Annotated in this window: 19 protein-coding genes and 1 pseudogene; 10 read left to right on the forward strand and 10 right to left on the reverse strand. The window is 62.5% G+C overall.

Translation table 11 applies throughout. The annotated features are described in order from the left end of the window. Positions 1 to 15: 15 nt before the first annotated feature. Together CEX87_RS22835 and CEX87_RS22840 are read left to right on the forward strand one after the other, a co-directional pair. Positions 16 to 651, forward strand: a complete 636-nt coding sequence (locus CEX87_RS22835; protein ID WP_094289217.1) for a PaaI family thioesterase — start codon at positions 16 to 18, stop codon at positions 649 to 651. Then, positions 648 to 1,508, forward strand: coding sequence for a TIGR03619 family F420-dependent LLM class oxidoreductase (locus CEX87_RS22840; RefSeq protein ID WP_064425744.1), 861 nt, complete (start codon positions 648 to 650; stop codon positions 1,506 to 1,508). The genes CEX87_RS22835 and CEX87_RS22840 overlap by 4 nt, the downstream gene beginning before the upstream one ends. Here CEX87_RS22840 and CEX87_RS22845 read toward each other — a convergent pair. Together CEX87_RS22845 and CEX87_RS22850 are read right to left on the reverse strand one after the other, a co-directional pair. Next, positions 1,505 to 2,521: an asparaginase gene (locus CEX87_RS22845; protein WP_094289219.1), complete on the reverse strand. Its 1,017-nt coding sequence runs from the start codon at positions 2,519 to 2,521 to the stop codon at positions 1,505 to 1,507. The two genes, CEX87_RS22840 and CEX87_RS22845, sit on opposite strands and share 4 nt — an antisense overlap. A gap of 130 nt (positions 2,522 to 2,651) precedes the next feature. Beyond that, a pseudogene (locus CEX87_RS22850) lies at positions 2,652 to 3,065 on the reverse strand (DoxX family protein); the annotation flags it as partial. A 71-nt stretch (positions 3,066 to 3,136) separates the two neighbouring features. Between CEX87_RS22850 and CEX87_RS27270 the strand changes: the two are divergent. From CEX87_RS27270 to CEX87_RS22875, 4 genes are all read left to right on the forward strand, one after another. Then, positions 3,137 to 3,310 carry a hypothetical protein gene (locus CEX87_RS27270; protein WP_158220787.1) on the forward strand — a complete coding sequence of 58 codons (174 nt, stop codon included), beginning with the start codon at positions 3,137 to 3,139 and terminating at the stop codon, positions 3,308 to 3,310. A 666-nt stretch (positions 3,311 to 3,976) separates the two neighbouring features. Further along, positions 3,977 to 6,025, forward strand: coding sequence for a hypothetical protein (locus tag CEX87_RS22865; protein WP_094289223.1), 2,049 nt, complete (start codon positions 3,977 to 3,979; stop codon positions 6,023 to 6,025). A gap of 108 nt (positions 6,026 to 6,133) precedes the next feature. Next, the gene (locus CEX87_RS22870; protein ID WP_094289225.1) at positions 6,134 to 7,648 is read left to right on the forward strand and encodes an oligosaccharide flippase family protein; all 1,515 of its coding nucleotides are present in this window, start codon (positions 6,134 to 6,136) and stop codon (positions 7,646 to 7,648) included. A gap of 170 nt (positions 7,649 to 7,818) precedes the next feature. Continuing rightward, positions 7,819 to 8,562 (forward strand): class I SAM-dependent methyltransferase, encoded by a 744-nt coding sequence (locus CEX87_RS22875; protein ID WP_082694876.1) that lies wholly within the window; start codon positions 7,819 to 7,821, stop codon positions 8,560 to 8,562. Between the two features lie 88 nt (positions 8,563 to 8,650). On the opposite strand, the gene CEX87_RS22880 is transcribed toward CEX87_RS22875, so the two are convergent. From CEX87_RS22880 to CEX87_RS22900, 5 genes are all read right to left on the reverse strand, one after another. Continuing rightward, positions 8,651 to 10,663: an O-antigen ligase family protein gene (locus CEX87_RS22880; protein ID WP_064394049.1), complete on the reverse strand. Its 2,013-nt coding sequence runs from the start codon at positions 10,661 to 10,663 to the stop codon at positions 8,651 to 8,653. Beyond that, complete coding sequence (locus CEX87_RS27160; protein WP_142301119.1) at positions 10,660 to 11,355, reverse strand: hypothetical protein; 696 nt, start codon at positions 11,353 to 11,355, stop codon at positions 10,660 to 10,662. Before CEX87_RS27160 ends, CEX87_RS22880 begins: the two co-directional genes overlap by 4 nt. A 296-nt stretch (positions 11,356 to 11,651) precedes the next feature. Further along, complete coding sequence (locus tag CEX87_RS22890) at positions 11,652 to 12,890, reverse strand: glycosyltransferase (protein ID WP_064394047.1); 1,239 nt, start codon at positions 12,888 to 12,890, stop codon at positions 11,652 to 11,654. 369 nt (positions 12,891 to 13,259) lie between these two features. Then, a complete protein-coding gene (locus tag CEX87_RS22895) occupies positions 13,260 to 14,648 on the reverse strand; it encodes a glycosyltransferase family 4 protein (RefSeq protein WP_332888973.1) in 1,389 nt (462 codons plus the stop codon). Next, positions 14,536 to 15,849: a glycosyltransferase family 4 protein gene (locus tag CEX87_RS22900; protein ID WP_233151486.1), complete on the reverse strand. Its 1,314-nt coding sequence runs from the start codon at positions 15,847 to 15,849 to the stop codon at positions 14,536 to 14,538. The genes CEX87_RS22895 and CEX87_RS22900 overlap by 113 nt, the downstream gene beginning before the upstream one ends. Before the next feature lie 206 nt (positions 15,850 to 16,055). Here CEX87_RS22900 and CEX87_RS22905 point away from each other — a divergent pair, with 206 nt between their 5' ends. Next, on the forward strand, positions 16,056 to 17,315 hold the full coding sequence (locus tag CEX87_RS22905) for a nucleotide sugar dehydrogenase (protein WP_094289231.1): 1,260 nt from the start codon (positions 16,056 to 16,058) through the stop codon (positions 17,313 to 17,315). 203 nt (positions 17,316 to 17,518) lie between these two features. After that, entirely contained in the window at positions 17,519 to 18,262 is a 744-nt protein-coding gene (locus tag CEX87_RS22910; RefSeq protein WP_158220788.1) for a heparin lyase I family protein, read from the forward strand. Between the two features lie 45 nt (positions 18,263 to 18,307). Here the strand turns inward: CEX87_RS22910 and CEX87_RS22915 are convergent, their stop codons facing one another. Further along, positions 18,308 to 19,519 (reverse strand): glycosyltransferase, encoded by a 1,212-nt coding sequence (locus CEX87_RS22915; protein WP_233151487.1) that lies wholly within the window; start codon positions 19,517 to 19,519, stop codon positions 18,308 to 18,310. 118 nt (positions 19,520 to 19,637) lie between these two features. Here CEX87_RS22915 and CEX87_RS22920 point away from each other — a divergent pair, with 118 nt between their 5' ends. Beyond that, on the forward strand, positions 19,638 to 20,624 hold the full coding sequence (locus CEX87_RS22920; RefSeq protein ID WP_233151488.1) for a polysaccharide deacetylase family protein: 987 nt from the start codon (positions 19,638 to 19,640) through the stop codon (positions 20,622 to 20,624). An 86-nt stretch (positions 20,625 to 20,710) separates the two neighbouring features. Here CEX87_RS22920 and galE read toward each other — a convergent pair whose 3' ends face one another. Beyond that, positions 20,711 to 21,670 carry a UDP-glucose 4-epimerase GalE gene (gene galE / locus CEX87_RS22925; RefSeq protein ID WP_064394041.1) on the reverse strand — a complete coding sequence of 320 codons (960 nt, stop codon included), beginning with the start codon at positions 21,668 to 21,670 and terminating at the stop codon, positions 20,711 to 20,713. Positions 21,671 to 21,973: 303 nt separating this feature from the next. Next, positions 21,974 to 23,410 carry a type I glutamate--ammonia ligase gene (gene glnA, locus CEX87_RS22930; RefSeq protein ID WP_064394040.1) on the reverse strand — a complete coding sequence of 479 codons (1,437 nt, stop codon included), beginning with the start codon at positions 23,408 to 23,410 and terminating at the stop codon, positions 21,974 to 21,976. Between the two features lie 155 nt (positions 23,411 to 23,565). Here glnA and CEX87_RS22935 point away from each other — a divergent pair, with 155 nt between their 5' ends. Further along, positions 23,566 to 24,048, forward strand: coding sequence for an RDD family protein (locus CEX87_RS22935; protein WP_064394039.1), 483 nt, complete (start codon positions 23,566 to 23,568; stop codon positions 24,046 to 24,048). Positions 24,049 to 24,056 lie beyond the last annotated feature (8 nt).

The raw sequence follows: 24,056 nt of genomic DNA on the forward strand, positions 1-24,056 counted from the left end.
GGATAGGCACAGCCGATGAGCATGGATTTCGGGTTCGACGTGATCACCGACGAGGAGTACGAGCGCCAGCGCGCGCTGTACGGTCCGCTGACCGAGGCGGTGCGCCGACTGATCTGTGCGAGCCTGCACACCGAGATCGACGAGACCGCCGTCGCGGACGCGCAGGCCAAGATCGAGGCCGTCACACGGATTCTCGAGAGCACACAGCGCCCGGTGTCCTCGACCCTGCGGCACGAGGCCACCGGCCGTCCGCTGGCGTGGGCGAATCCCGCTGTGGGACTGCGTAATGCGATCGCACCGCCGATGGTGATCCACCACGAACAGGACGCCCGCTGCTGGAGTGAGTTCACGCTGAGCGGTGCCTACGAGGGGCCGCCGGGGTGGGTGCACGGCGGCATCTGCGCGTTGGTGCTCGACCATCTACTGGGCGAGGCCGCCAGTGACGGCCTCACCCAGCCGAAGTTCACCGGCACCATCTCGCTGCGTTATCTGCGCGGCACACCGCTGGGACCGCTGCGTGCGGAGGCGTTCGTGGAACGGTCCGAGGGGGTCAAGACGTTCGCCCGCGGATATCTGCTCGACGCACAGGGGCCCACGGTGGAAGCTGAGGGTGTGTTCATCCAGCCGGCGTGGGCGAGGGACGCCGGATGAAGTTCTATGTCAGCCTGGCGTTCCTCGACACCGCAGAGGTCGTCGAGATCGCCAAGGCCGCAGACGATCTCGGCTACGAAGGCCTCGGTATCCCGGATCACGTCGTCAACCTCGAGACGTTGGAGACCCCGTACCCCTACACCAAGGACGGCAGCAGGCGCTGGAAGGCGTTCACCGACTGGCCCGATCCGTGGGTGCTGATCGGCGGGCTGGCTCTCGTCACGTCACGGTCGCGGTTCGTCACCACCGTGTATCTGCCCGCGATGCGCGACCCGTACTCGGCGGCGAAGGCGATCGGCACCGCGGCCGTCCTGGCCGGCGGCCGACTCGAACTCGGCATCGGCGTTGGCTGGTGTGAGGAGGAGTTCACGCTGATGGGTCAGCAGTTCGCGCGGCGCGGTAAACGCACCGACGAGATGCTCGACCTGATGAAGGAACTCTGGAAACCGGGCTGGACGGAGTTCGACGGCGAGTTCTACACGACGCCGAAGTTGGAGATGGAGCCGACACCGCCGCCGATCCCGGTGTACGTCGGCGGGCTCTCCGATATCGCGCTTCGCCGCGCGGCGCGCCACGACGGCTGGATCGGCGACCTGATCACCACCGACCGTGCCCTCGAACGCGTCGCCACGCTGCGCGACCTACGCGCCGAAAACGGTTTGACCATGGATGGTTTCGAGGTGCTGACCCCGCTGACCGACGCGTTCACCCCCGATCATTTCGACCGCGCGGAAGCAGGTGGCATCACCGGCATCATCACCATGCCGTGGATGTTCTACGCCGGCCCGGCAGCCTCGTTGGCCGAGAAGATCGACGGGATGAAGCGGTTCCGCAAGGACCTTCGGCTCGACAGCTAGCCCCAGCGAGCGATCACGTCGCCCACCGGTTGGCCCGCGGCCAGCGCCGCCATCACCAGCACCCTGGCCTGACTGGGCCGAAGGGTCGGCACCATCACCGCTCCCGCCTTGACCATGTCGTCGCCGGGTCCGTACGCGGCTTCGACGGGACCGGTCGGAACGCGGGTCGAGATCGCGAATGCGACGCCGGCAGGCGCATGCCGACGCACCGCGTCCACCACGGCCTCGCTGGCGTTCCCGGAACCCAACGCCTCCACCACGATTCCGCGCGCACCGGATGCGACGGCTGCGTCTATCGGTCCTGGCCCATCGCCCGGATAGGCCGCGACGATGTCGACACGCGGCGCGTTGGCCGCCGAAACCTCGGCGATGAACGGGCGTCGCGCCGGCTGGGTCAGGGTGAACGTGTCGCCGCCGACCGTGCCGATCGGTGCGCCTGCGAACGCCGACAGAATCGCGGTGTCCATCTTGCGGGTGCCCAGTGCCTGAAACACGGTGCCGTCGAACGCGATCAACACACCTTGCTCGCTAGCGGCCGGGCTGGCCGCGACGGTCAGTGCGTCCCGCAGGTTCTTGGGCCCGTCGGCGTCGGGGGCGTCGGAGGACCGCTGTGCACCGGTCAGCACGATCGGCGGGCCACCGCGGTACGTGACGTCGAGCCACATCGCGGTGTCCTCCATGGTGTCGGTGCCGTGCGTGATGACCACGCCGTCGGCGCCGTTGGCCACCGCGTCCTTGGCGGCACCGCCGATCGCGTCCCAATCCGCGGGGGTCAGCTGCGAGCTGTCCTTCTGCATCAGGTCGACGATCTCGACGTCCAGCCCGGCGGCGAGTTCCTCACCGCCGACGGTCGGACGCCGCACACCGCTGGGATCGGTGCTCGTCGAGATCGTGCCGCCGGTGGTGATCACGACCAGGCGGGCGTTCTGGGCACCGGCGGGCGAGGCCGCCGGGCCGAGCGCGCTTGTCACCGTCGCGACCGCTACCGCGGCCGCCAGAAGTCCTCTGCGCATCCGCGCGTCACCGCCGAAAACGGCTCAGCAGGCCGCGACGCCGAACCGGCGCAGCAGTGGCGGCCGGCGCAGCAGTGGCGGCCGGTGCGGCGGTGCCGGTGACCACGCGTCCGGGCGCCGCGCCACCGACTCGGGTGCGGCGGCGGGCGTCGGCCGACCAGACACCTGGACCCAAGCCTGCGATGGCGAGAAACCCGAAGCAGTACAGGAGCACGGCCTCGCCGCCGTTCTCGAACGGCCAGAAGCTGGCAGGAGGACCCTCGAGCGGCGGCCAGTGCATCCAGAAGTACGCCACCGCCATCTCACCGGACGCGATGAAAGCCGCTATGCGCGTGAACAGTCCGACGGTGATCAACAGCCCCGCCACGAGTTCGATCATCCCAGCCCACCACAGTGGCCAGGTGCCGACGGGGATGGCTTCACCGATCGGCCAACCGAAGATCTTCATAGTGCCATGCAGAAAGAACATCAGCCCGGCGATAATCCGGAAGAGGCTGAGAAGCGGCGACGAGTAGCTGGAAAGGCGTGCGTCGAAGGTCGTCATGCGCGTTTACCCTACGCGCAGACGCACTTCGGGCCGGGCGATTTGACTCGCCCGGCCCGAAGTGTCGACTGATGTTTACCCGGCTCGGTTACACGTCGAAGTACGACGAGTACGAACTCGAGGAGTCCAGCCCACCATGCCGGCCACGCCCCGACTTCGATCGGCATCGGCGCGGCGATCGGCCAGTCGAACAGCTTCTGCGAGCCGTGCAGCGTGAACAGCAGACCGAAGATGATGCGGGATGATCAGGAACGGTGCGGAGTAACCGGCGAGGCGTGCGTCCAGATTGGTCGTCATGTGATTCAACCCTACGCGCGGCGGACAGGATTTTCACAGCTGAATGCCCAAAGGGCCGGCGGCGCAATCGCCACCGGCTCTTTGGTCAGAGCTCTTCACACGTCGTAATAGTGCGCGGTCTCCTATGACTGGCTGATGCCCGGTGAAGTAGACGACGATGGCCATTGCCCCGGAACCGAGTGACGCCCGATTCGCGTGAACAACCCTACTAGCACCAGTAGACGGACCACCAGTTCGATGACGCCCGCATACCAGTTCGGCCAGGGGGCCGTCGGGGATGGGTCCCGAACCCAGGGGATGAGTGAATGTCGAGGCGGAAGTCCAGGGTCGGCATCATCAGCCGACAAGGCGGCGCGCGGCGCTTTTCTTGAGATGGTCGACGACCCGACATCGGCCAAAGTCCTGCCGTCCGGGCCGACTTCGGATTCGCGTGAGATTACTACGTGTGAAACGAGACCCGGTGGTAGCAGATAAGGGTCATAGCTCGTTGGAGGGGCGCTAGCGTTGTCCAATAGTTCCAATAGTGACGATTGGCATTGCGGCGAATCACGATCGCACGGCAATTCTTGAAAATTCTTGTAAAGTGCCTCCGGCGACGTTTCTGGCGTCATGCGATGACGAGGAGAACTCAACTGCCCACGATTCCGGCCCTGGGTGCCCGATTGCTCGGACGGCTCGCAGCGCTCACCGCGGTCATTGCAATTCCCATCTGTTCGGCGCCAGTGGTCAACGCCCAGCCACCACCGGCCCCTGATCCCGGCGCTGCCCTCACTCTGCCGCTGAACGATTTGGGTGAGGATGGCACGCTGGTGTTCTACGGGACCACGGCCACCCTCCCCTTGTACATCCCCGTGCCAGCGGGCTTATACCCGACATCGCTGAATGTCACCGTCGATCTTCCGTTCAATATGAGGTCCGGAACCTTGACCGTTACGCAGGATGACCGTCTCATCGGACAGATCGGGTTGCCACCGACAGACCTTGCCCCGCTCGTCATTCCCCTTAATGGTGTCCAGATTGTCGACGAGTCTGCATCTGTGAACCTGACACTGACCGCGCTCGCCGAAGACGGATACTGTCTAGATACAGAGAACCCGGTCAGATTCGTCAATGGTTCGGTCAGTTACGCCGGAGAGGCATTCGCCCCGACCACGGTCGCCGACTTTCTTCCGCCCCTGTTGCGCACCCTGACAATCGGGGTGCCTGCTACGCCATCAGAAGACGAATCTGAAGCGGCGGTGCAGCTCGCAGCCACCCTGTCGGCACGCTATCGGAGCCAGAACCCGCAGGTAGTCCTCGTGCCGCTGGCCGACGACGCGACCATTCCCGGCAGCCCCTCGCTACCATTTGAACGCCGAATCATCATCAAAGAAGGTCCGGACGAAGGTGTTGCCTTAGTAGGTGCGGGACCGCCTGACCTACTCATCTCCGGGCCGGCGGACAAGCTCACCAATAACGCCCGGCTGCTTACCCGCGGCTCTGTGAAAATGGCGCTGAGTACGAAGGTGATTCCGGGCGATCTACCGTCCGTTATTCCCCCACTGCCAGGCAACCTCGCGACGCTGACCGAGTTGGGCGCGTCGAAACTTTCTGCAGTGGGTGTGGCTCCGAAGGTGAGCATCGGATTGGACCAGACCCGGTTCGGTCATCCCACGCAGGGGATCCGGGTGCATTTGTTGGGGACGTACACGCCGGTTCCAGCCGCCTTGGGTTCACAGATGACGGCCTCCGTCGGAGGAGAAATCGTCGGATCCTGGCCGACTGAATCAAACGGTGTAATCGATCAGTGGGTGGAGGTTCCCGACCGCCTCGTGCAGCGTTTCACCAACCTGGACGTGAGAGTCGAGACCAGTGGCGAAACCGGATACTGTGGCGATTTCAGAGCGATTAGGCTGGAGATCAGTGGCAACACCGTGGTGGAGAGCGCTCCAGCCCAGCCGCCGATCCCGCCCGGTTTTCAATCCCTGCCACAGGCTTTGATGCCACGAATGCTGGTCGGCATCGGTGCGAACAGGTTCGCCGACACTGCCCGCGCGACGCAGATTGCGGTGGGACTCCAGCGGCTCAGCGCGGTGCCGCTCTCGTTTGACGTGTCATCTCTTGAGCAGGCGATGAACAGCGACGATCCGGCTGTCCTCATCAGTGCGGACGGCTGGACAGAGTCGTCGATTTCGCTGCCGGTGAGCGCCGAGGACGGGCGCCTGAAACTGATGGGTGCGATTGATGGTGGCGAGAATACGGCGGACACGACTTTCAGCCTTGACCCAGGGATTCAGTTCGGATCCCTGCAAACAGTGTTCGACGGCCAACGCTCCCTGCTGATAGCGACGTCCAATGGCGCGGCCGCGCAACTCGACGAGTTGCTGAGGTGGCTGGCCAGCGACCCCACGCGGTGGTCGAGCCTGCGTGGAAATGCGCTGGTCGCTGTTGCCGGCCGAGAGCCGGAGATAGTTCCAGATAGCGGAGCTTTCAGTGTCTACGGGCCATCGATGTCGCCGACGGCGCAGGAGTCCTCTGGCAGTTCCGATGGCATCTCGCCGTGGTGGGCTTTGGTCGGGGTCGGCGGAGCGGTCGCGGTCGGCATCGTTGCATTCTGGATGGGCGGTCGAAGGTCGCGGTCGGGCAGCGGCCAGCCGGCGGGCGATGATGACGTGCAGTCCTGACGAGGAAACCCTATGGCACGGTAATCGAGGCCACGTTGACAGCATGCTCAACTCAGCGAGCCTGACGCGCCGGTCGCCGGACCGGTCGTTGAGTGCTGGTTATTCGTGATGCGCCTGTCCGACGCTAAGGATTCGGACGGCGACGACGAATCCGCCGCTGCGCCGAGCCTGACTGGGCGCAGCGTGCGTGGTTTCCTTTGGGCCCTGCTCAGCTTCGGCAGCGGCAAGGCGATCACCTTTGGTAGCACGCTTGTACTGGCTAGGGTGCTGACGCCCGAGGCGTTCGGTGTCATCGCGGCTGGATTGGCTTACATCGCATACCTGCAGGTGTTGGCGGATCTTGGTGTTGGCGCCTCGGTAATCTACGAGCAGGGCGAAGGTATCGGACGCCGCGTCCAAGTCGCCTGGACGTTGAACGTCGTGCTTGCCGTTGTCTTCGGTGTCGTCGGGGTGATCTTTGCCCCGTTTCTTGCAAACTTTTTCGGAGTCTCCGATCAAGCGAACGTATTCAGACTGCTGTCACTATCGGTGATAGTCACAGCGTGTGCCCTGGTGCCGACAAAGGTGCTCGAGCGGAACCTGGATTTCCGACGTCGCATCTGGATAGAGCTGGTGCCAGCCGCGGTGCGCGCCGCCGTTTCCATTTCGCTCGCGGTGGCTGGCTTCGACGTTTGGGCACTCGCAGTCGGCTACGTCGCAGGTGAGATCGTTCGCGTACCCGTGGCGTGGGGCCTGCTTCGCTTCCTGCCCAGATTCGTATTCGACCTTCCAATCCTGAAGTCGATCCTGGCGTATTCGCTCAACATGTTCGGTGTCGCTATCGTCTACGCGCTCGCAGGCTACGGTGACTACTTCGTCGTTCTGGGCGCGCTGGGCGCAACCGCGCTCGGCTTTTACACAATCGCCTACAAAGTCCCACAGTTGTTGCTCGACAATGTGTATTGGGTATTTTCCTCCGTCGTGTTTCCAGCATATTCAGCCGCTCGAGCCGTTGACGCCGCAACATTGCGGTCGGCCGTCGTACGTTCGCTGCGGGTGATCACATTGTGGGGATTTTCGATTGGAACTTTGATTGCCCTGTCTGCCGAAAACATAATAGTGGTTGTCTTCGGCGAGAATTGGCTACCTGCGGCTGCACCGATGGTTCTCGTAGGCATCGCCCTAGGTTTGGGCTCGGTGCGATATGGTGTGTCGGATGTATTTCCGGCACTAGGCAGCCCGCGCACACTGCTGTTCGTGCTTGTTCCCGAGACAGCTTTGATTTTGTCGGCAATGGTTGCGGTGTCAAGCCGCGGCCTTACCTACATAGCGGGAGTTCTCGTCGTTAGCGAATTCTTTTTCGGCACGCTTCTGACGATTCTCGCTGCACGCTTGGTCGGCCTGACGCTCGGGCCGGTGATTCGGGCGCTCCGGCCCGGGTTCATCGCCGCGCTAGGAATCGTTGCACTGGGAGTTTGGCCGAACATTTTTCTGCCGCCCGGCTTATTGAGTCTGGCCTTGACCGCCTGTGCGGGCGTTCTCGGGGCATCCATCATGATGTCGCTTTTCGCGCGCGAGACAATCAGAGAACTTGGCGCGATTGTGAAAAAGGCGGTTTCCGGGCAGCGGAAGGCTGGCGCATAGATGGACGGCACGGCGCCTACGTGGCTTCGCGATTGCGAGGATCAGTATTTGAATTCGGTGACGGCCCATGATGGGGAGGAGAAGACGAGGCTAATTGGCAAATTCAGTTGGTTCTCGTGCCCGCATCTGACAGCTTGACAGATGGGCCCCTTGGCAAGTCGGCTTGATAGATGGGATTCAACCAAGTGAAACAGATCGCAAAGCGTCTCCTCGATAAATCTCCGCGAGCTGTTAAAGACTCCGGCAAGAAGATATTTCGTGGGCTTGTCTCACCCTATGCGAGAGTACGCCTGTCAGTTGGTGTGCAGCCATTAAGTTTTTGGTGGGGGCGAGATCGTGGCCAGGAAATTGCCCGGTACTACCTTGAGGAGCTTTTTCTTCCCGAGTTCTCCGAAGATATCCGGGGCAATTGTCTCGAGTTTTCCGCAAATGACTATACGTCTAGGTTTGGCGAAGATTCTCGGATCACGAAAATTGACATACTGAACCTTGAGGCGGGTAATCCACATACCACGATACAAGCCGATCTTACAACGGCAAACGACATCCCCAGCGACCAATTCGACTGCATAATCTGCACTCACGTGCTGCACGTTATCCCTGGCTTCGAGAAGGCGATTGCAGAGCTGCACCGCATTCTCCGACCGGGTGGGGTCGTGCTGATTGCAGTGCCGCAGGTGAGCATGTGCTGTCCGGAGTACGGCGAACTATTTCGCTTCACGCAGGAGGGACTTCGGTTCGCACTTGCCGGCGCTTTCGAAGACGAGAACATCGTTACCCGGGCCTACGGGAACTCGCTGACTGCTGCAGGTGAGATTCGAGGCCTCGCGGCCCACGAGTTCACAAGACGACAGTTGAATCATCACGACCCACGCTTCGCAGTGGAAGTGTGCGCGCGGGCAGTGAAGCGCTGAGCACTCGGTGCGTAGGTGATTTCGTTATTTCGGCGCTCCGGTGGACCGGACTACCAGGATTCGACGGTCGGCACGATGGACTTGCGCGTCACACCGTTACCAGATCCCCGGTTGGCGATCGGCCGGACGGGGTGTACTTTGGCCGCCTTGCCAACATGCGGGACAGTGCCAGCCCAGCCACCAGTACGGTGCTGGCGCCGACGGCGCCGGCCACTACCGGAGCGAATGGCGCTCGCTTCTGGGAAGGGACGATCTGCATGCCACCGACCGTCCGCAAAGAGTATTGCTGGTAACCGATTGAGGCATTCAACGCTGATCCGGCATGTGCGGCGGCGAGTTGGATCTCGTCGCGGGCGGCACTCGCTGTGTCTGCGGTAGTGGTGAGCTTCAGCACTCCCCGCACCGGGTCGGCGGTGACGCTGACCGGCGAGGTTGTGTCCTGCAATATGGTCGCGAATGTGGGCAGAAGCTCGATCCGAGAGCGGATGTCCAGCGCATAGGCGTACCAGCCGTCGATAGGCCCTTCCGGGACCAACGTCGCCCGTTGGGTCGCGGTGACGCTCGGAGAGCTGCTCACCGATAGGCACAGCCAGAATGCGAAGCATCCGAGTATCCCCGCCAGTAGCCAGACAGCGACACCACGCAGGAATCGGGGCATCACATCAACCGACAACGGCAACGCCGGCGCAAGTCCTGCCGCTAGGGCCAGCACCACTCCGAAGGCGCGGAAATACGCCATGTGCAACGCGATGCTGGCTACTGAATATGCGATGATCGCCGCGCACACCGCCGCGGCCAGCACCCGGTCGCTCGAGGCGGGCTGTGCGATGATCCGCAGTACCACCACGGTCAGAAATCCCAGGATGAGCACCGCCAAGCCAAGTAACCCGAAAACGCCGGACTCGCCGGCAAATTCGGCGTACAAGTTGTGCGGGGCGCCGGCCGAACCCCGGGTAGCGGTGGACACCCGCCCGGCGTAATTGATCGTCTCACTGACGAATGAGCCGGGACCAAATCCGAAATACGGACGGTCCTCGAACATCTTCCAAGCCATCTCGACGGCCGAGACTCGGTTCAGCGTCGAAGAGTCGATGCTGTAATTTTCCTGGGCCTGCGAAAGGTCAACGACTGTCTGCACCAGCCGATCTCCGATGCCCGGCACCGCGAAAGCCAGTAGGGCCAGCGGCAGCACCGCCATGCCGCGCCGTCGAACCGATCGCTCGCAGGCGAGAAACCACACGGCCATCGCGATGCCGGCGGTCGCGTACGTCCCGCGGGACTGGGTCAGATAGATTCCAGCGAAAAGGGCTGCGAGCACCGGCATCCACATCGCCACTGCGTACCGCCGCCCGGAGCGCAGCGCCCTGGTCAGTAGAGCAGCCGCCAGGGGTAATGCCATGACCAGGTAACGACCCCAGAAGTTCGAGTCCGGCAACGGACCACCGTAGCGCAGCGTAGCGAAACTCTGGTCCGCTGCCGTCACAGCAGCCACGTCGGCGAAACCGCCGAACGGCATGGTGCCGCCGAAGATCAGCTCATTGATGACAGTCAGTGAACTCAGCAAAGCCAGCGGCACAACGAAGGCTACGGCTAGCACCCATGGCCGTGCGGTCAGCTGAACCAGTAGCAATATCAACATGACGAAAAGACAGTCGATTATTCCCCTGCGCATGGTGGTCAGTGATGCCGACATATCCACGCTGCCGATCGTGGCTACCGCCTGGGTGGCCAGAAACACGACCAGGAAGCCGGCGCACGCCATCGTCCACCCGTTGAGTCGACTCCTGGCTTTTGGATCGCGTAGTGCGAAGGCGACTGCCATCAGGCCCATCAGCAAGGATGCCGGAAAAAACGGGATTCCCAAGCGGGGGGCCAGCACCCCGGACACATTGGTGACCTCGACGACAACCATGATGGTCACCGCCAGAAGCGGACGCCGAGCCGCGAAAATCAATCCGATCCCGCCGATCGGCGCCGCAAGTAAAAGCACCGGGTTTCGCGATCCCAAAATGACGAGTGCACCGAAAGTCGCGACCGCTGCCGCCAGGATGAACCCGGCAAGTTCGTTCGCGGCCGCAGCGGTCCGGTTCAAACTCGTCATGCCGAATGTTTAGCGCGATTCCCGACGACAGCATCATTCTGGCCGAGGGGATCATGTTGGTGGGCGGCATAGCCTTGGTCGACGGCGTCGGTCTCGGCGATGTCAGTAGGCTGATCGTGGGCGAGCCGCGAACCACCGCGTCGTCGCAGGAAATACCATCCGACACTACCGCCGCCCAGAAGCCCTGCGAGTGCACCTGCCGCCGCGAACTGTGCTTTGCCGGGAACGGGAACCCGACGCGCACTGCCCTCCGTCGGCGACAGCGTTTTCGCCAGGAATGGTGCGGTCACCGACGCTACTTCCGCGGACGCAGTAGTCAACACATCGCTGAGCGCCGCCTCGGCGGCAGCCGATGAGTTCGCTGTCACACTGACGGAAAGTACCGAGGTATCCGGTAACGCATTGGCGCTGAGGGTAAGTTCGCTCTGCTGGACATTTGCGGCCTTGGCCGCTGATGTTAGCCAGCGAGAGTCTTCGTATACGATGGCTGCCGTTCGACTGATTTGGCCGCGGGTCAGAACTTCCCAGAAACTGGATGATTCCGCGGTCGTCAAATCTGGCCCGGGAGTCAGCGCAACATTGACCGACGCCGTGTAGCGCTGCGACGTCGGCGCCGCAAGCGCTCCGAATGCTGCCCCGAGAACAGCGCCGATCAGAGCGAAAAGAAGAATGACGAAGCGCCGCTTGATCATGGTGTCTCTTTCGCCGTCGTCCGGTGTTGTTGTCACAGGCCGAGCCGGTTGGGCCGAAGTATGCCGGGGGGCCGTGACCACGTGCGGGAGCTGATCATAGTCGACGGCGCGGGTGCCGGCACCGAACCCGATCGGCAAGCCGAATCGAGGCGGATCGCAAGGCTGGCCTCCATGACTACGCTCGTGGGCTCTCACGCCCGATCCGGGTATTAACTGCGACCTCTTCGCTAGCCGCGCGCCAAACCTTCAATGGGGTCTGTGCGCGCATCCGCGATCTCTCAACCAGTGGACCTACTTCACGTTGATCCCGCGGTCCACGTCGAGTGCTGTTCGAAAAGCTGCGACAGAGCGGCTGTCGCGGTATGAATATCGAACTGTTGCTCCACCAGCTTCCTTCCAGCCCGGGCATATTGCTTCGCGGCGGAGGGGTTCCCGATGATCGACTCCATTGCATCGCGGAGACTTTGGGCATCTCCCGGAATAGCCAGCAATCCCGTCTCGCGATCGAGGACGATTTCTGGGATCCCGGAAAGCGCCGTGGAAACTGACGGTAGCCCGCAGGCCAATGCCTCCATGAGAGAAACCGGCAAGCCTTCCATTTGCCCATCGGCTGCAATCACGCTGGGCAGGATGAACATGTCCGCCACAGCGAGAGCGTCGCGGACCTCGGTTTCGGTGCGGCTGCCGTGGAACGTGATCCGATCGTTGATCCCGAGTTCATCCGCCAGCCTGCCAAGACAGTCACGGAGCGGACCCGAGCCAATGAGATCCAGCTGGATTCGGTCGACACCGGGCCCTCCGATCGCAAGCGCACGGAACAGGACCTGATGTCCCTTCTTTTCTCCTAGAGTCGCGACGCACAGCGCACGTATGGGCCCCTCTGCCGGCATCGCCCGCTCACGGAACGGATACTTGTCCAGGTCGATGCCGCAGTGCACGACGGTCACGGCCGTACCGGGTGAGGCGAAACGATCCAGGAATCGGCGGTTGTACTCCGAGATCGTGACGGCGAAGTCCGCCTCTGCAATCTTGATGGCCAGCATGGACTGGTCGATGTAAAGATCGTGGGCGTGGGCGGTGAAGCTGTAGCCGACCCCGAGAAGTCGGTGACAAACCCACGCGGCAAGCGCCGGATACGTCGCGTAGTGAGCGTGGAGGTGCACTGCAACCTTCGAACGTTGCAGTTCCCTGGCATGCGCACAGGCAAGGGCAACCGTTACCAGGGCTCGCGCGAGCCGGCTCGGATGTGCGACGTATTCCCTTGTGACCGTGGCAATCACGGACGCGAGGACTCGTGGGTTGCGCGCCGTCGCCCATCCGAGCCCTAGCAACGCCTCAGCCGCTGATGGGCGACGTAGTTGCGGGACCCACTTGCGCGCTATGTCGTGTACCGCCGAGGCGTGCGCCGGGAACAGCGATCGCAGCCCGAACGTGTAAGGCATACTCGACGCCAAAGCGTCGAGTTCGCGAACGATGAACGTCTCGGAGGGCTGGGGAAACCGGGAGACCAGGTAATCGATCCGAGCGGCGCTCACCGACGCCCCCGAACAACCGCGAGCAGCGATTCAGCGCCACCGAACCTGAACACATCGATCAGGGTCAGGGCCCGCAAGCATGCCATCACCCAAGCATCTACGGTCGATTCCACCCGGCAAGTCTGGCAGCCACCGATCGGGCACCGGAACCACCCACCCGGTCCCCGTCCAGATCGTTGGCCGCGCCGAACGACTCGGCCCGGGTATTTCGTGCGAGCGAGCCTTTTCGGAATCCGCAAACCCAGGTCCGCGAGTCGGCACGCGCCCCAGTCCTTGACACGGCAGCCTGATGGATGGGGCATCAGGTTTGCGACCAGATCGCCGTATCCGCGTCACCTGCGCGATCATGCCAGCGCTTCTAGGATGCCACTATTTCGATTCCGGAAACCATGGGCGACAGCGGCCGAGCGCCTCGGACACCCGCATCGCGGCCGTTTCCCAAGCTCCGGCGACGCTCCGCTGCCCGGCAGCGCCCATGTCGTCCGCGCGCTGCGCGTCACGCAGAAGCACCAGCATCGCGTCGGCCAGTTCCTCACGATTATTCGGGCGCACCAAGAGACCCGTCTGGCCGTCTTTGACCACCTGCGGAATGTCCCCGATCGCAGTCGCCACCACCGGTCGGGCGAAGGTGTACGCCAGATGTGCGACACCACTTTGGGCAGCCTGGAGATAGGGCGTCGCGACGAGGCGCACGCTGGAAAAGAGGCTTGAGACTTCATCGACCGCAACGTAACCAGGGCGAGCGTCGATGTTTCCGATCTCATCGGCGCGGGCCAGCAAAGCATCGAGGTCAACTGCGGCGTCGACCGCTCCAGCGAGGATCAGACGAGCTTCGGGCAGGCTCTTGAGCACCAGCGCAAAAGCGTCAAGAAGCACATGGATTCCTTTGCGGGTGGACCACGTACCGAAGAACAACGCGACAGGAGCGGTATCGGCAACTCGGGCAACGGCTGGCCCTACGCCCAGCACTCTCTCGTCGCCGTGCGGGATCACTACCACCTCCCCGCGAGGACGCCAGTGCTCCAGCACCAGATTCCTGGTTTGGGGCCCCAGCGTGAAGGCGACATCCATTCGACGCCACGCCGCACCGAAGGCGAACGAGAAGAACCTCCCGGATTTCGGTCGACTGGTGTTCTTCGCGTCCGAACGTGGGAGTGGCTCGTGTGCGACTATTCCAAGCGTAACGTTGCGAAGAACGGCAGCGATCAAGATGACGAACAGCGGCTCGAAGCTGAATCGCCAATGCGACCAAAGCACCGCGCGAGGTCGAATCCGGACCAGATACCAGCCCAGGACCACCCAGGCGAGCATCAACTTCGCAGCCCGCCAACCCCTTCGAGCGATGCGAAGCACCCGTGATGTCGGTGCACCATCCGCACCGTCCTTAGGGTGCCACGTCGGCAATACCGGACGCACTGTGCACCCGGGTTGGGTCGCGGACAGCTCGGGTTCGGGACCGGTTAGTAACTCAACCTGTTCGCCCGTGGCCGCGAGCGCGTCTCCAAGTTGCATGGCGAACTGGAATAGCCCACCGGACGGCGAGAATTCCACCAGTAGGATGGGTCGCTTGGACATTGTGCCGACGCCTTTCGTGGTCCGTCTGTCCGCCGCCGACCGTGTGCAGCGTGCTTCTAGGATGTCGTGCTCATAGATTGCTGCTTCTTGTGTCAAGCAGGTCCGGCGGTTCAGCGCACGCTGCGTAGAACGCGAGTTCCAGATCCAAGAAGTGCTTCTCCCAGGTCCATTCGGAAAGCACATACTGGCGGGCTGCAGTGCCCAACCTCGCAGCTGACTCGGGATCTCTCAATAGTCGAATCACAGCATCAGCGAACGGATCTGGATCATCGGCGATGACCACCGTCTCTTGGGGCGCCCGGATACCCTCGTTCGCCACGGACGAGGCGACTACGGCTTTGCCAGATGCCATGTACTCGATCAACTTGTTCTGCATGCCACCGGCGGCGCGCATCGGGTTGACGCAGACCTGTGCCGATCGAATGAGCACACCCACGTCAGGTACCGTGCCGGTCACCCAAATGCCTTTTCTTCCGTCCAACTTCAGCAACGCCGGTGCTGGATCACGGCCTTGGATCACCAAGGTCGCATCAGGTACTTCAGCGCGTACTGTCGGCCACACGTTCTGGACGAACCAGAGGACTGCCTGGATGTTTGGCGGGTAAAGCATTGACCCGGAAAAGATCACGCGGCCCGGCACGACCTCGTTCGGACGAGCGGCGACAAACTTGCTGGTGTCGGTACCGTGCGCTCCGTAGATCCAGTTGTCGATTTCCGGTTGACCGTGTTTGCGACATTGCTCCTTGATCGCCGTTACGTCGGCAGGTCCGATGAGGACCACCTTATTGAAATCCTGCCAAACTCTGGCCTCGTATCGCCCCATCACGACGGTCTCAAGGCGATAGACCCACCGCATCAGCAGACTGCGCTCATTATCGGCCATCCGTTTCGTGTTGAGCGTCTGCGACAGTTGGAGCGCAAGGAACGACGCGGTGGCGGGCATCGTCTTCACGGCGGTGGGAATCGCCGGCGCCGTGCGAGGGTAATAGCAGTACACGATGTCGTAGTTGCCGGATTCGATTGCCCGGGCAAGATCACGCTTCAGGGTGTGATTGCGGAACATGCTCACCTGGAGAGGCAACAGAGAGAATGATCCGAGCGTGAGCCCGGCCAGCTTCGCGTACCAAGGCTGAGGATAGATGTGAATCTTGCGGCATGCTTGCTTCAACCACTGCGCCTGCTTTTCGTCCAACTGACCGTCGACGGCCAGGGTATACAGGTCGACGGCGTGACCGCGCTGAGCAAGAAAGCTGATGAGGTGCGCCACGGTCATCTGATCGCCCCGCATCATGGGGAACGGAATGCGGCTGTAGACCAACGCGATTCGCAGGGATTGCGGTGCGGATTCGCAGTCCATCACTTTCGGCAATTGGCCGTCGCCCACGATGCCTCCTCTCAGGCTGGGTCCGCTGGACGATCAGGTGACAGTCTCGGTCACCCCGCCCGATTGGCCGGTGTGGTCATGATTGCTTCGAATTCGATTGTGGTCAAACGATCAAGACCCGACTCGTACACCGCCTTTCTGCTCGTACGGCACCTTGGTGGAAACGACCGGCGCTATCCTCGACGCGACCTGGGTGAGGGGGAGCCGTGAAGATCGCCGTCTTGGGCCTTGGGTACGTCGGCACCACTGCTGCCGCGTGCCTAGCAAGCCAGGGGCATGACGTGATCGGCATAGATCCGAATGAGACGAAGGTGAAGGCGATTCTCGACGGTCGCTCACCGATTACCGAGCCGGGGGTGGACGACCTGGTTTCGCGCGCGCGCACTCATGGGTTGATCACGGCCTCTACGACTCTCGTCCCGGAAGTCGCCGAGTGCGAACTCGTCATCGTTTGCGTGGGAACGCCGAGCGCAGCGGACGGATCGCACAACATGACCCACATCGCCGAAGTCTCGCGCCAACTAGCCGAACTGGTGAAGGCACACCCGGGCAGCAAGCTCACCGTTGCGTATCGGTCGACAATCCGTCCGGGGACCATCGAGGAACTGATACGGCCGATTATCACCAGTGTGCTCGACGAGGAGACTTCACGCATCGAGCTCGTATACAACCCAGAATTCCTGCGCGAGTCGTCCGCTGTCGAGGATTTCTTCCACCCTCCCAAGATCGTGATTGGAACAGCGACTGGGGGTCGTTGTGTCGTGCTCGACAGGGTCAATGAAACCATCGATGCGCCTGTCTTCTATGTGAAGTACCGGGAGAGCGAGATCACGAAGTTCGTCGACAATACATTCCACGCGGTCAAGACGGTCTTTGCCAACGAGATCGGGCGCTTGTGTATCCAATTGGGCATCAGTGCATCCGAGATTCATAAGATCTTCATCTCGGATACCAAGCTGAATATCTCGACGCTCTATCTCAGACCAGGAGGCGCCTTCGGTGGGTCATGCCTGCCGAAAGATGTTCGGGCGTTGCAGCACATCTCCCGGATGTCTGGCGGATTCACCCATCTCATCGACTCTCTTACCGCGTCAAATGAAGCTCACAAGTCGTTTATATTCGAGTACGCGACCCGCGACCTGAACCATGGATCGCGTGTATTGATGGTCGGGATCGCCTTTAAGGACAATACTGACGACTTACGCGAAAGCCCGAATGTCGACCTGGCCCGCATGCTGATCACGGCCGGATATCAGTTGTCGATTTTTGATCCACACGTTGCGCCAGAGAACCTCATGGGGCAGAACCTAGGAGTGTTGTCCAATTCACCGTTCATACGGCAACTTCTCGTGGATCAAGCGGCCGCGGAGAGTGGTGAATGGGATTTGGTGATCGACACCCAAGGTACCGCTGCTGAGTACTCGCTGAAAGCGGTCCGAACCGTAGACGTCAAGCGCTTAGCCTAGCCAAGCTATTGCGTGACCGCCCGTTGCCATTCTTGCGCGAATCCGCCTGGGCAATTTCTCAGACTGGAACTACCATCAAGCGGGTGAGGGGAAAAATCCTCGCTGGTCGGGCGCTGGCCCCTACGATAGGGGTGTTCGCACTCGCCCTTGTCGCGACTGTAATGCCTAGCAACCCTCCCATGGGGACCCCTGCGGAGGTCAGTGTGAATTCTGGCACAGGGCTTCCGCGTAGTGCTACGGAAAATTTGGTCATTGATTCGCAGCCGATGAGTGTATCGGCGGTGGAAAAGGACTATGCCTTTTCCATTCCAGCCCGCGACGTCTATCGGTTTGAGGTGCGTAATAATGATTTCGGCTGGAGTGGTGATGAAGCGAATAATAATCGTCGATCTGAACTCGTTTCGAAAGGTGAGAAATACAATTCCGGCGAAACCCTATGGTCCTCATTCTCCTTCGTGGTCGGGCCCGACCACCTACCGTTCGACGCCGACGGCGAAATTCCCAGTCCCTACCACGACATCATTCACCAATGGCATTCCGTGGACACCGTAGCGGGTCGCTCACCAGTATTCGCCATCGAGTTGCGGGACGGCGATTTCATCGTGTCGACACGATCCGACGACGACCCCAGCCGCAATGTGATCCACTATTCGAAGAGTCGCCCCACCGATGGCGTCGCGCACAATGTGGTGGTAGCGGGCCTGCTTGGTAGAGACGGTCACCTGGATGTATGGCTGGACGGCAAACGGATCGTTGATGTTGACACCGCAATCGGCTACTACAACGACGACGGCCCCCTCGCATATCCCCATTGGGGCATCTACCAGCACAATGTGGATGACCCGGCCGTTGTTTACCACGTCAACATCGAGTGGGGTCGCGCAGATTTATCGGCGCGAATAGTCAGGCCGTTGGCTGTCGTCAAACCGCCGGGCGGATGGGTTTGACGCTGCAGCCGTGCCGGAGGGAGTCATCCTCTAAGTAGCGCAGGATCATCCCGGACCATCGCGTTTTGTCATCCCCGCCACCCCCGCGCACCGTCGCCGCGGGTATCGGCGCTTCCCCCGCTCGGCAATCACTTCGGCATACAGGTCCGTCAGGTTGTCGACCCATGTCGACAACGCATACCGGTTCTCGATGAGATCGCGTCCCGCCCTGCCGAACTCCTCGGCTCGCTCCGGGTGGTCGATCACGTCCAGTAGCGCCGCGGTCAGCGCCTCGTCGTCGCTGATCGGCACCAGCCGCCCGGTGACCCCATCGATCACGATCTCGCGGGTGCCGCCGGCGTCGGCCGCCACTACTGGCAGTCCGCACGCGGCAGCTTCGATCAATGCCGTGGGCAGCGCCTCGTCGATGGATGCCGATACCACCCCGTCCACGCCGTGCAGGATGTCGACCACGTCCTCGCGGCGTCCCAGCATGCGCACGTTGGCGATCAGGCCGAGCTCTTCGATCGCGGCTTCTGTGGCGTCCCGGCTCGGGCCGTCCCCGACGATGAGCAAGGTCGCGCGCGGGTGTGCGGCCACCACGGCTGCCCAGGCCCGCACCAGACCGACATGGTTCTTGTCCGGACGCATCGCGGCGACGCACGCCCACACCGGGGCATCGACCGATTGGGCCCTCGGCCGCGGCGCATAGCTCGCCGTGTCGACGCCGTTGGGGATCACTCGCCAGGTGTCGCGTGCCGGGCCGTGTCGTTGGGCGAACTCCTCGCGGGCGTGCTGGGAGATCAGGACAAGCCGCCCCAGACGCGCGGGCACCCGGATGGACAGCCGCTCCTTGAGCCACTCACCACCCCGCAGCCGGTGCGGAGGATTGACGTGCAGGGTGGCGACGGCCGGCTTGCCGGCCAGGCGCGCGGCTATTGGAACGACGATCGCGGCGTAGCCAAGATGCGCGTGCACGACGTCGACGGGCGCCTGCCGAATCGCGCGAACGACCCGCATGAAGCCCACCGGGTCAAGCAGCCGGCGCATACACAGAAACGTCGGTTTCAGGCCCGACTCGGTAAGGCGGTCCAGCAGATGGTTACTGCCCTGGCCAGCGGGTTGCAGGCTGGCGACCGAGATGTCCAGTGAAGCAGACGCGTGCCGGCCCAGTTCGGCGACCAGGTTCTCTGCGCCCCCGAAGCTGAACGAGTCGAGCACCATCATCACGCGGATCGGCAGGTCCGAATCGGGCGTCGAACTCTGTTCATGGGTCATCTGGTTGCATCTCCCCGGATGGCGGATACGCCAATCCCTGTCTATCGCACGCGTATGTGCGCAGGTGGCGTTTGGTATGTTTTGCAGATTTCGACATCTCTGGCCGAAGGGGATGACGTTGGCAAAAGAAGCGGTGGCGCGGCTGCTGTGCGCTACTGGAGTGCCGGCAATCGCGCGGCGGCACCGTCGAGGTCAGCTGGCGATTCTGATGTATCACGGTGTCGAGCCCACAACGTTGATACCGCCATGCTGGCATGTTCTCGATGCCACCGCCTTTCGCCGGCAACTCGAGTACGTCCGACAGGTTTATCGGGTCCTTCCGCTCGAGGAGGCGCTGGAGCAGCTTGAAACGGGGACTCTTCCGGACCGGGCAGCAACGCTGACGTTCGACGACGGAACCCGCAACCTCGCCACACAGGCCGCGCCCATCCTGCGCAGCCTTGGGCTACCCGCAGCAGTTTTCTTGGCCACCGGGCCGATGGGCACCTGTGAGACGCTGTGGCCCGACCGGTTGTGGCTGGCGTTCGCCCGCACGGAACACACCGAGGTTGATCTGACCACCCTCGGCTTGGGCGCACACCCTCTCGGCAGCGCCGCCCGCCGCGGAAAGGTGTACGCCGCGGCGGTAAATCGGCTCAAAGCGCTGCCCGACAACCAGCGGATCGAGCGGACCGAGTGGCTGATCGGCACCCTCGGGCAGCAAGCCGACAACGATCCCGGGCCGTTTGAGATGCTCTCCTGGTCGCAGGCCCGCGCGCTTGCTGCCGACGGGCGGATCACCCTGTACCCGCACACCGTGACCCACCCGATCCTCGCGCGGTGCCCGGACGAGAAGGTACAGCGCGAGATTGACGACTCCTGCGATGCGCTGCAGGAGGAGACCGGCCGCGCGCCAAGAGTTTTCGCCTATCCCAACGGCCGCGTACAGGATTTCGACGACCGCGCCAAGCAGGCGCTGCGCCGCCGCGGCGTGCGGTGGGCGCTGTCGACCGTCGAGGGCTTCGCCGACCGCGACAGCGATCCGCTAGCCCTGCCGAGGCTGGGCATTGGCAGCGACCTGTCGTTCGCCCGCTTCCGGTTGCTGACCTCCGGCGCGCTGACCTGACCACTGTTCGTCGCGTTTGGAGGGGTATGGACGAAGCGCACGTGAGGCGCGCCGGCGAGCTAGCGGAGCGCCTCTTGGAAGCTCAGCTAGTCCGCATCTGACCATGCGCGCCAAGCGCTCTCGACGGCGCTGGCTAAATCATGTCTTGATTCCCAACCTAGTTCGTCACGTATCAGCCCCGGGTCGGCAACTACTTGGGCGGGGTCACCAGGCCTCGGCGCGGTGATGTCGCACGAGAATTCGATGCCTGTCACCTGTCGTGTCGCGGTCATGACCTCGAGGACGCTAGTGCCGGTACCGGTACCGACGTTATATGTGTCGGCTAAGTCGGTGGTGACCATATGGTTGATGACGGCTACGTGCGCATCCGCAACGTCCTCGACATGGACGTAGTCGCGGATGCACGTTCCGTCTGGAGTCGGATAGGTATTGCCGTAGACCTTGGGACGCACACCCGAGGTGATCGCCCTGAATACCCTTGGAATCAAATTGTTCTCGCCTCGGTCGGCCATCCTCGGTTCGGCGGTACCGGCCACATTGAAATATCGCAGCGCCGACCAGCTGATCCGATGCGCCGCCGCGACGTCGCGAATCATCTGCTCGCCCATCAATTTCGTCCAACCGTACGGCGACGATGGAACGGTCGGCGAGGTCTCGATCACCGGGCTGTCCGAAACGACTCCGTAAACCGCTGCGCTAGAGGAGAACAGAATGCGCGTTGTTCCGGCGGCGACCATTGCGGACAGCACCCTATGCATGCCGATTACGTTTTCGTTGTAGTACTTCAGTGGATCAGCAATGGACTCTTCCACGGCCTTCTTTGCTGCGATGTGCACGACGGCCTCCGCGGAATGTGCACGCAATGACGATTCGACGAAGCCGTCATCGAGCACAGAACCAACGAACAGCGCAATGTCAGAAGCGAGGCGGCTACGACTTCCGGTGGAGAGGTCGTCGAGGGCGGCGACGTTATGCCCCGCCTGCTGCAGCGCCCTGACTACGTGTGCTCCAATGTATCCTGCTCCACCCGTCACCAAGACTCTCACCGCAAACTCCTAGGGCTGAACGCGATGCGATTGAGGGCCGACGGCATCATTCATGAGACCACATCGAGCAACCCAGGGCGGCCACCAGCAGAACGCAAACTCCCAGACGTGGGAAACCGCCGTCTGGCCGGAGGCGATCAACGCTGCGATGCGCAGTGAAGAATCCGACTGTGTCGGGAGAAGACAAACCAGCTGGCCTCGCGTCGAGGTTCTGGGTCATCGTCAAACGATCACCGGGCGGCGATCAGCGATCGAGGCGTAGTTGGCCACACTGACTGTTACCAACTACGCCGAAATCACTCGTTACACGTCGAAGTACAGCGCAACCTCGTACGGATGCGGCCGGATCTGGATCGGCATGATCTCGTTCTCCCGCTTGTAGGAGATCCAGGTCTCGATCAGGTCCTCGGTGAACACGCCGCCCTCGGTGAGGTAGTCGTGGTCCTCTTCGAGCTTGTCGATGACCGCCGACAGCGAGGTGGGCGCCTGCGGGATGTTGGCGGCCTCTTCCGGCGGCAGCTCGTAGAGGTCCTTGTCGACCGGCGTCAGCGGCTCGATCTTCTTCTTGATCCCGTCGATACCTGCCATCAGCATCGCCGCGAACGCCAGGTACGGGTTGCCCGAGCTGTCCGGGCAGCGGAACTCGAGGCGCTTGGCCTTCGGGTTGTTGCCGGTGATCGGGATACGCACACACGCCGACCGGTTGCGCTGGCTGTACACCAGGTTGATCGGCGCCTCGTAGCCCGGAACCAGCCGCTTGTAGGAGTTCACCGTCGGGTTGGTGAACGCCAGCAGCGACGGCGCGTGGTGCAGGATGCCGCCGATGTAGTGGCGGGCGAGGTCGGACAGTCCCGCGTAGCCGGACTCGTCGTGGAACAGCGGCTGGCCGTCCTTCCACAGCGACTGGTGCGCATGCATACCGGAGCCGTTGTCACCGAACAGCGGCTTGGGCATGAACGTGACCGTCTTGCCGGCCTGCCAGGCGGTGTTCTTGATGATGTACTTGAACAGCAGCACATCGTCGGCCGCATGCAGCATGGTGTTGAACTTGTAGTTGATCTCGGCCTGGCCCGCGGTGCCGACCTCGTGGTGGCCACGCTCGAGCACGAAGCCCGCGTTCTGCAGGTTGGTCGCCATCTGGTCGCGCAGGTCGACGTAGTGGTCGTAGGGCGCGACGGGGAAGTAGCCGCCCTTGGGCCGGACCTTGTAGCCGCGGTTGGGGCTTCCGTCGGCCTCCAGCGGCTCACCGGTGTTCCACCAGCCCGACTCCGAGTCCACCTCGTAGAAGGTGCCGTTGATCCGCGAGTCGAAGGTCACCGAGTCGAAGATGTAGAACTCGGCCTCGGCGCCGAAGTACGCGGTGTCGGCGATGCCAGTGCTGGCCAGGTAGTTCTCCGCCTTGCGGGCGACGTTGCGGGGATCGCGCGAGTAGGCCTCGCGGGTGAACGGATCGTGCACGAAGAAGTTCATGTTCAGCGTCTTGGCGGCGCGGAACGGGTCGATGCGTGCGGTCTCGGGATCCGGAAGCAGCATCATGTCGGATTCGTGGATCGACTGGAACCCGCGAACCGACGAGCCGTCGAAGGCCAGGCCGTCCTCGAAGACGTCCTGGGTGAAGGCCGAAGCCGGGATCGAGAAGTGCTGGACGACGCCGGGCAGATCGCAGAATCGGATGTCGACGTACTCGACTTCCCCGTCCTTGATGAGCTTGAGAATGTCGTCGGCCGTCTTTTCTGCCACTGAGTTGTCTCCTTTATCCAGTAACTCGCGGGTTGACGCTAAGGACACGATGTTGCACGGTCGTCAACCGAATGTTGCGCTGAAGTTACGCAATCACATCAGGGCCAGTCGCCGGCGGCCAATGGACTTCTTTCGAGTCCCATATCCTTCAGTGTATGGCCCGCACACTCGGGTCCTGGCTGTCGGGACCGGATCCGACCAGCGACGCGGGACCCAACGACTATCCCGGCAAGCGCCTCGGTCTACCGGAGACCGGCCCGGGGTCCATCGCCCGGTTCGGCAGGCGAATCGGCGCGCTGATGCTCGACTGGTTCATCGCATACGGGCTGGTGGGGCTCGCCGTGAACCTCGGATTCATCAGCAAGGACGCTTTCCTGTATTCGCCACTGGGGTCGACGTCCATCGCGGTGGTGTGGCTGGTGCTCGGCATCATCTCGGTGCGGTTGTACGGCTTCACCCCCGGACAGTGGGCGCTCGGGCTGCGGGTCGCCTCGATCGACCACCGCCAGCACGTCGGTGTTGGCCGTGCCGCGGTGCGCGGGCTGCTGGTGTTCTTCGTCATACCCGCGCTGTTCACCGATAGGGACTTCCGCGGTTACCAGGACCGCTTCAGCAACACGGCGGTGGTCCGGCGCTGACCGCTCCG

The organism is Mycobacterium lehmannii (genome assembly GCF_002245535.1).
Taxonomy (GTDB): Bacteria; Actinomycetota; Actinomycetes; order Mycobacteriales; family Mycobacteriaceae; genus Mycobacterium; species Mycobacterium lehmannii.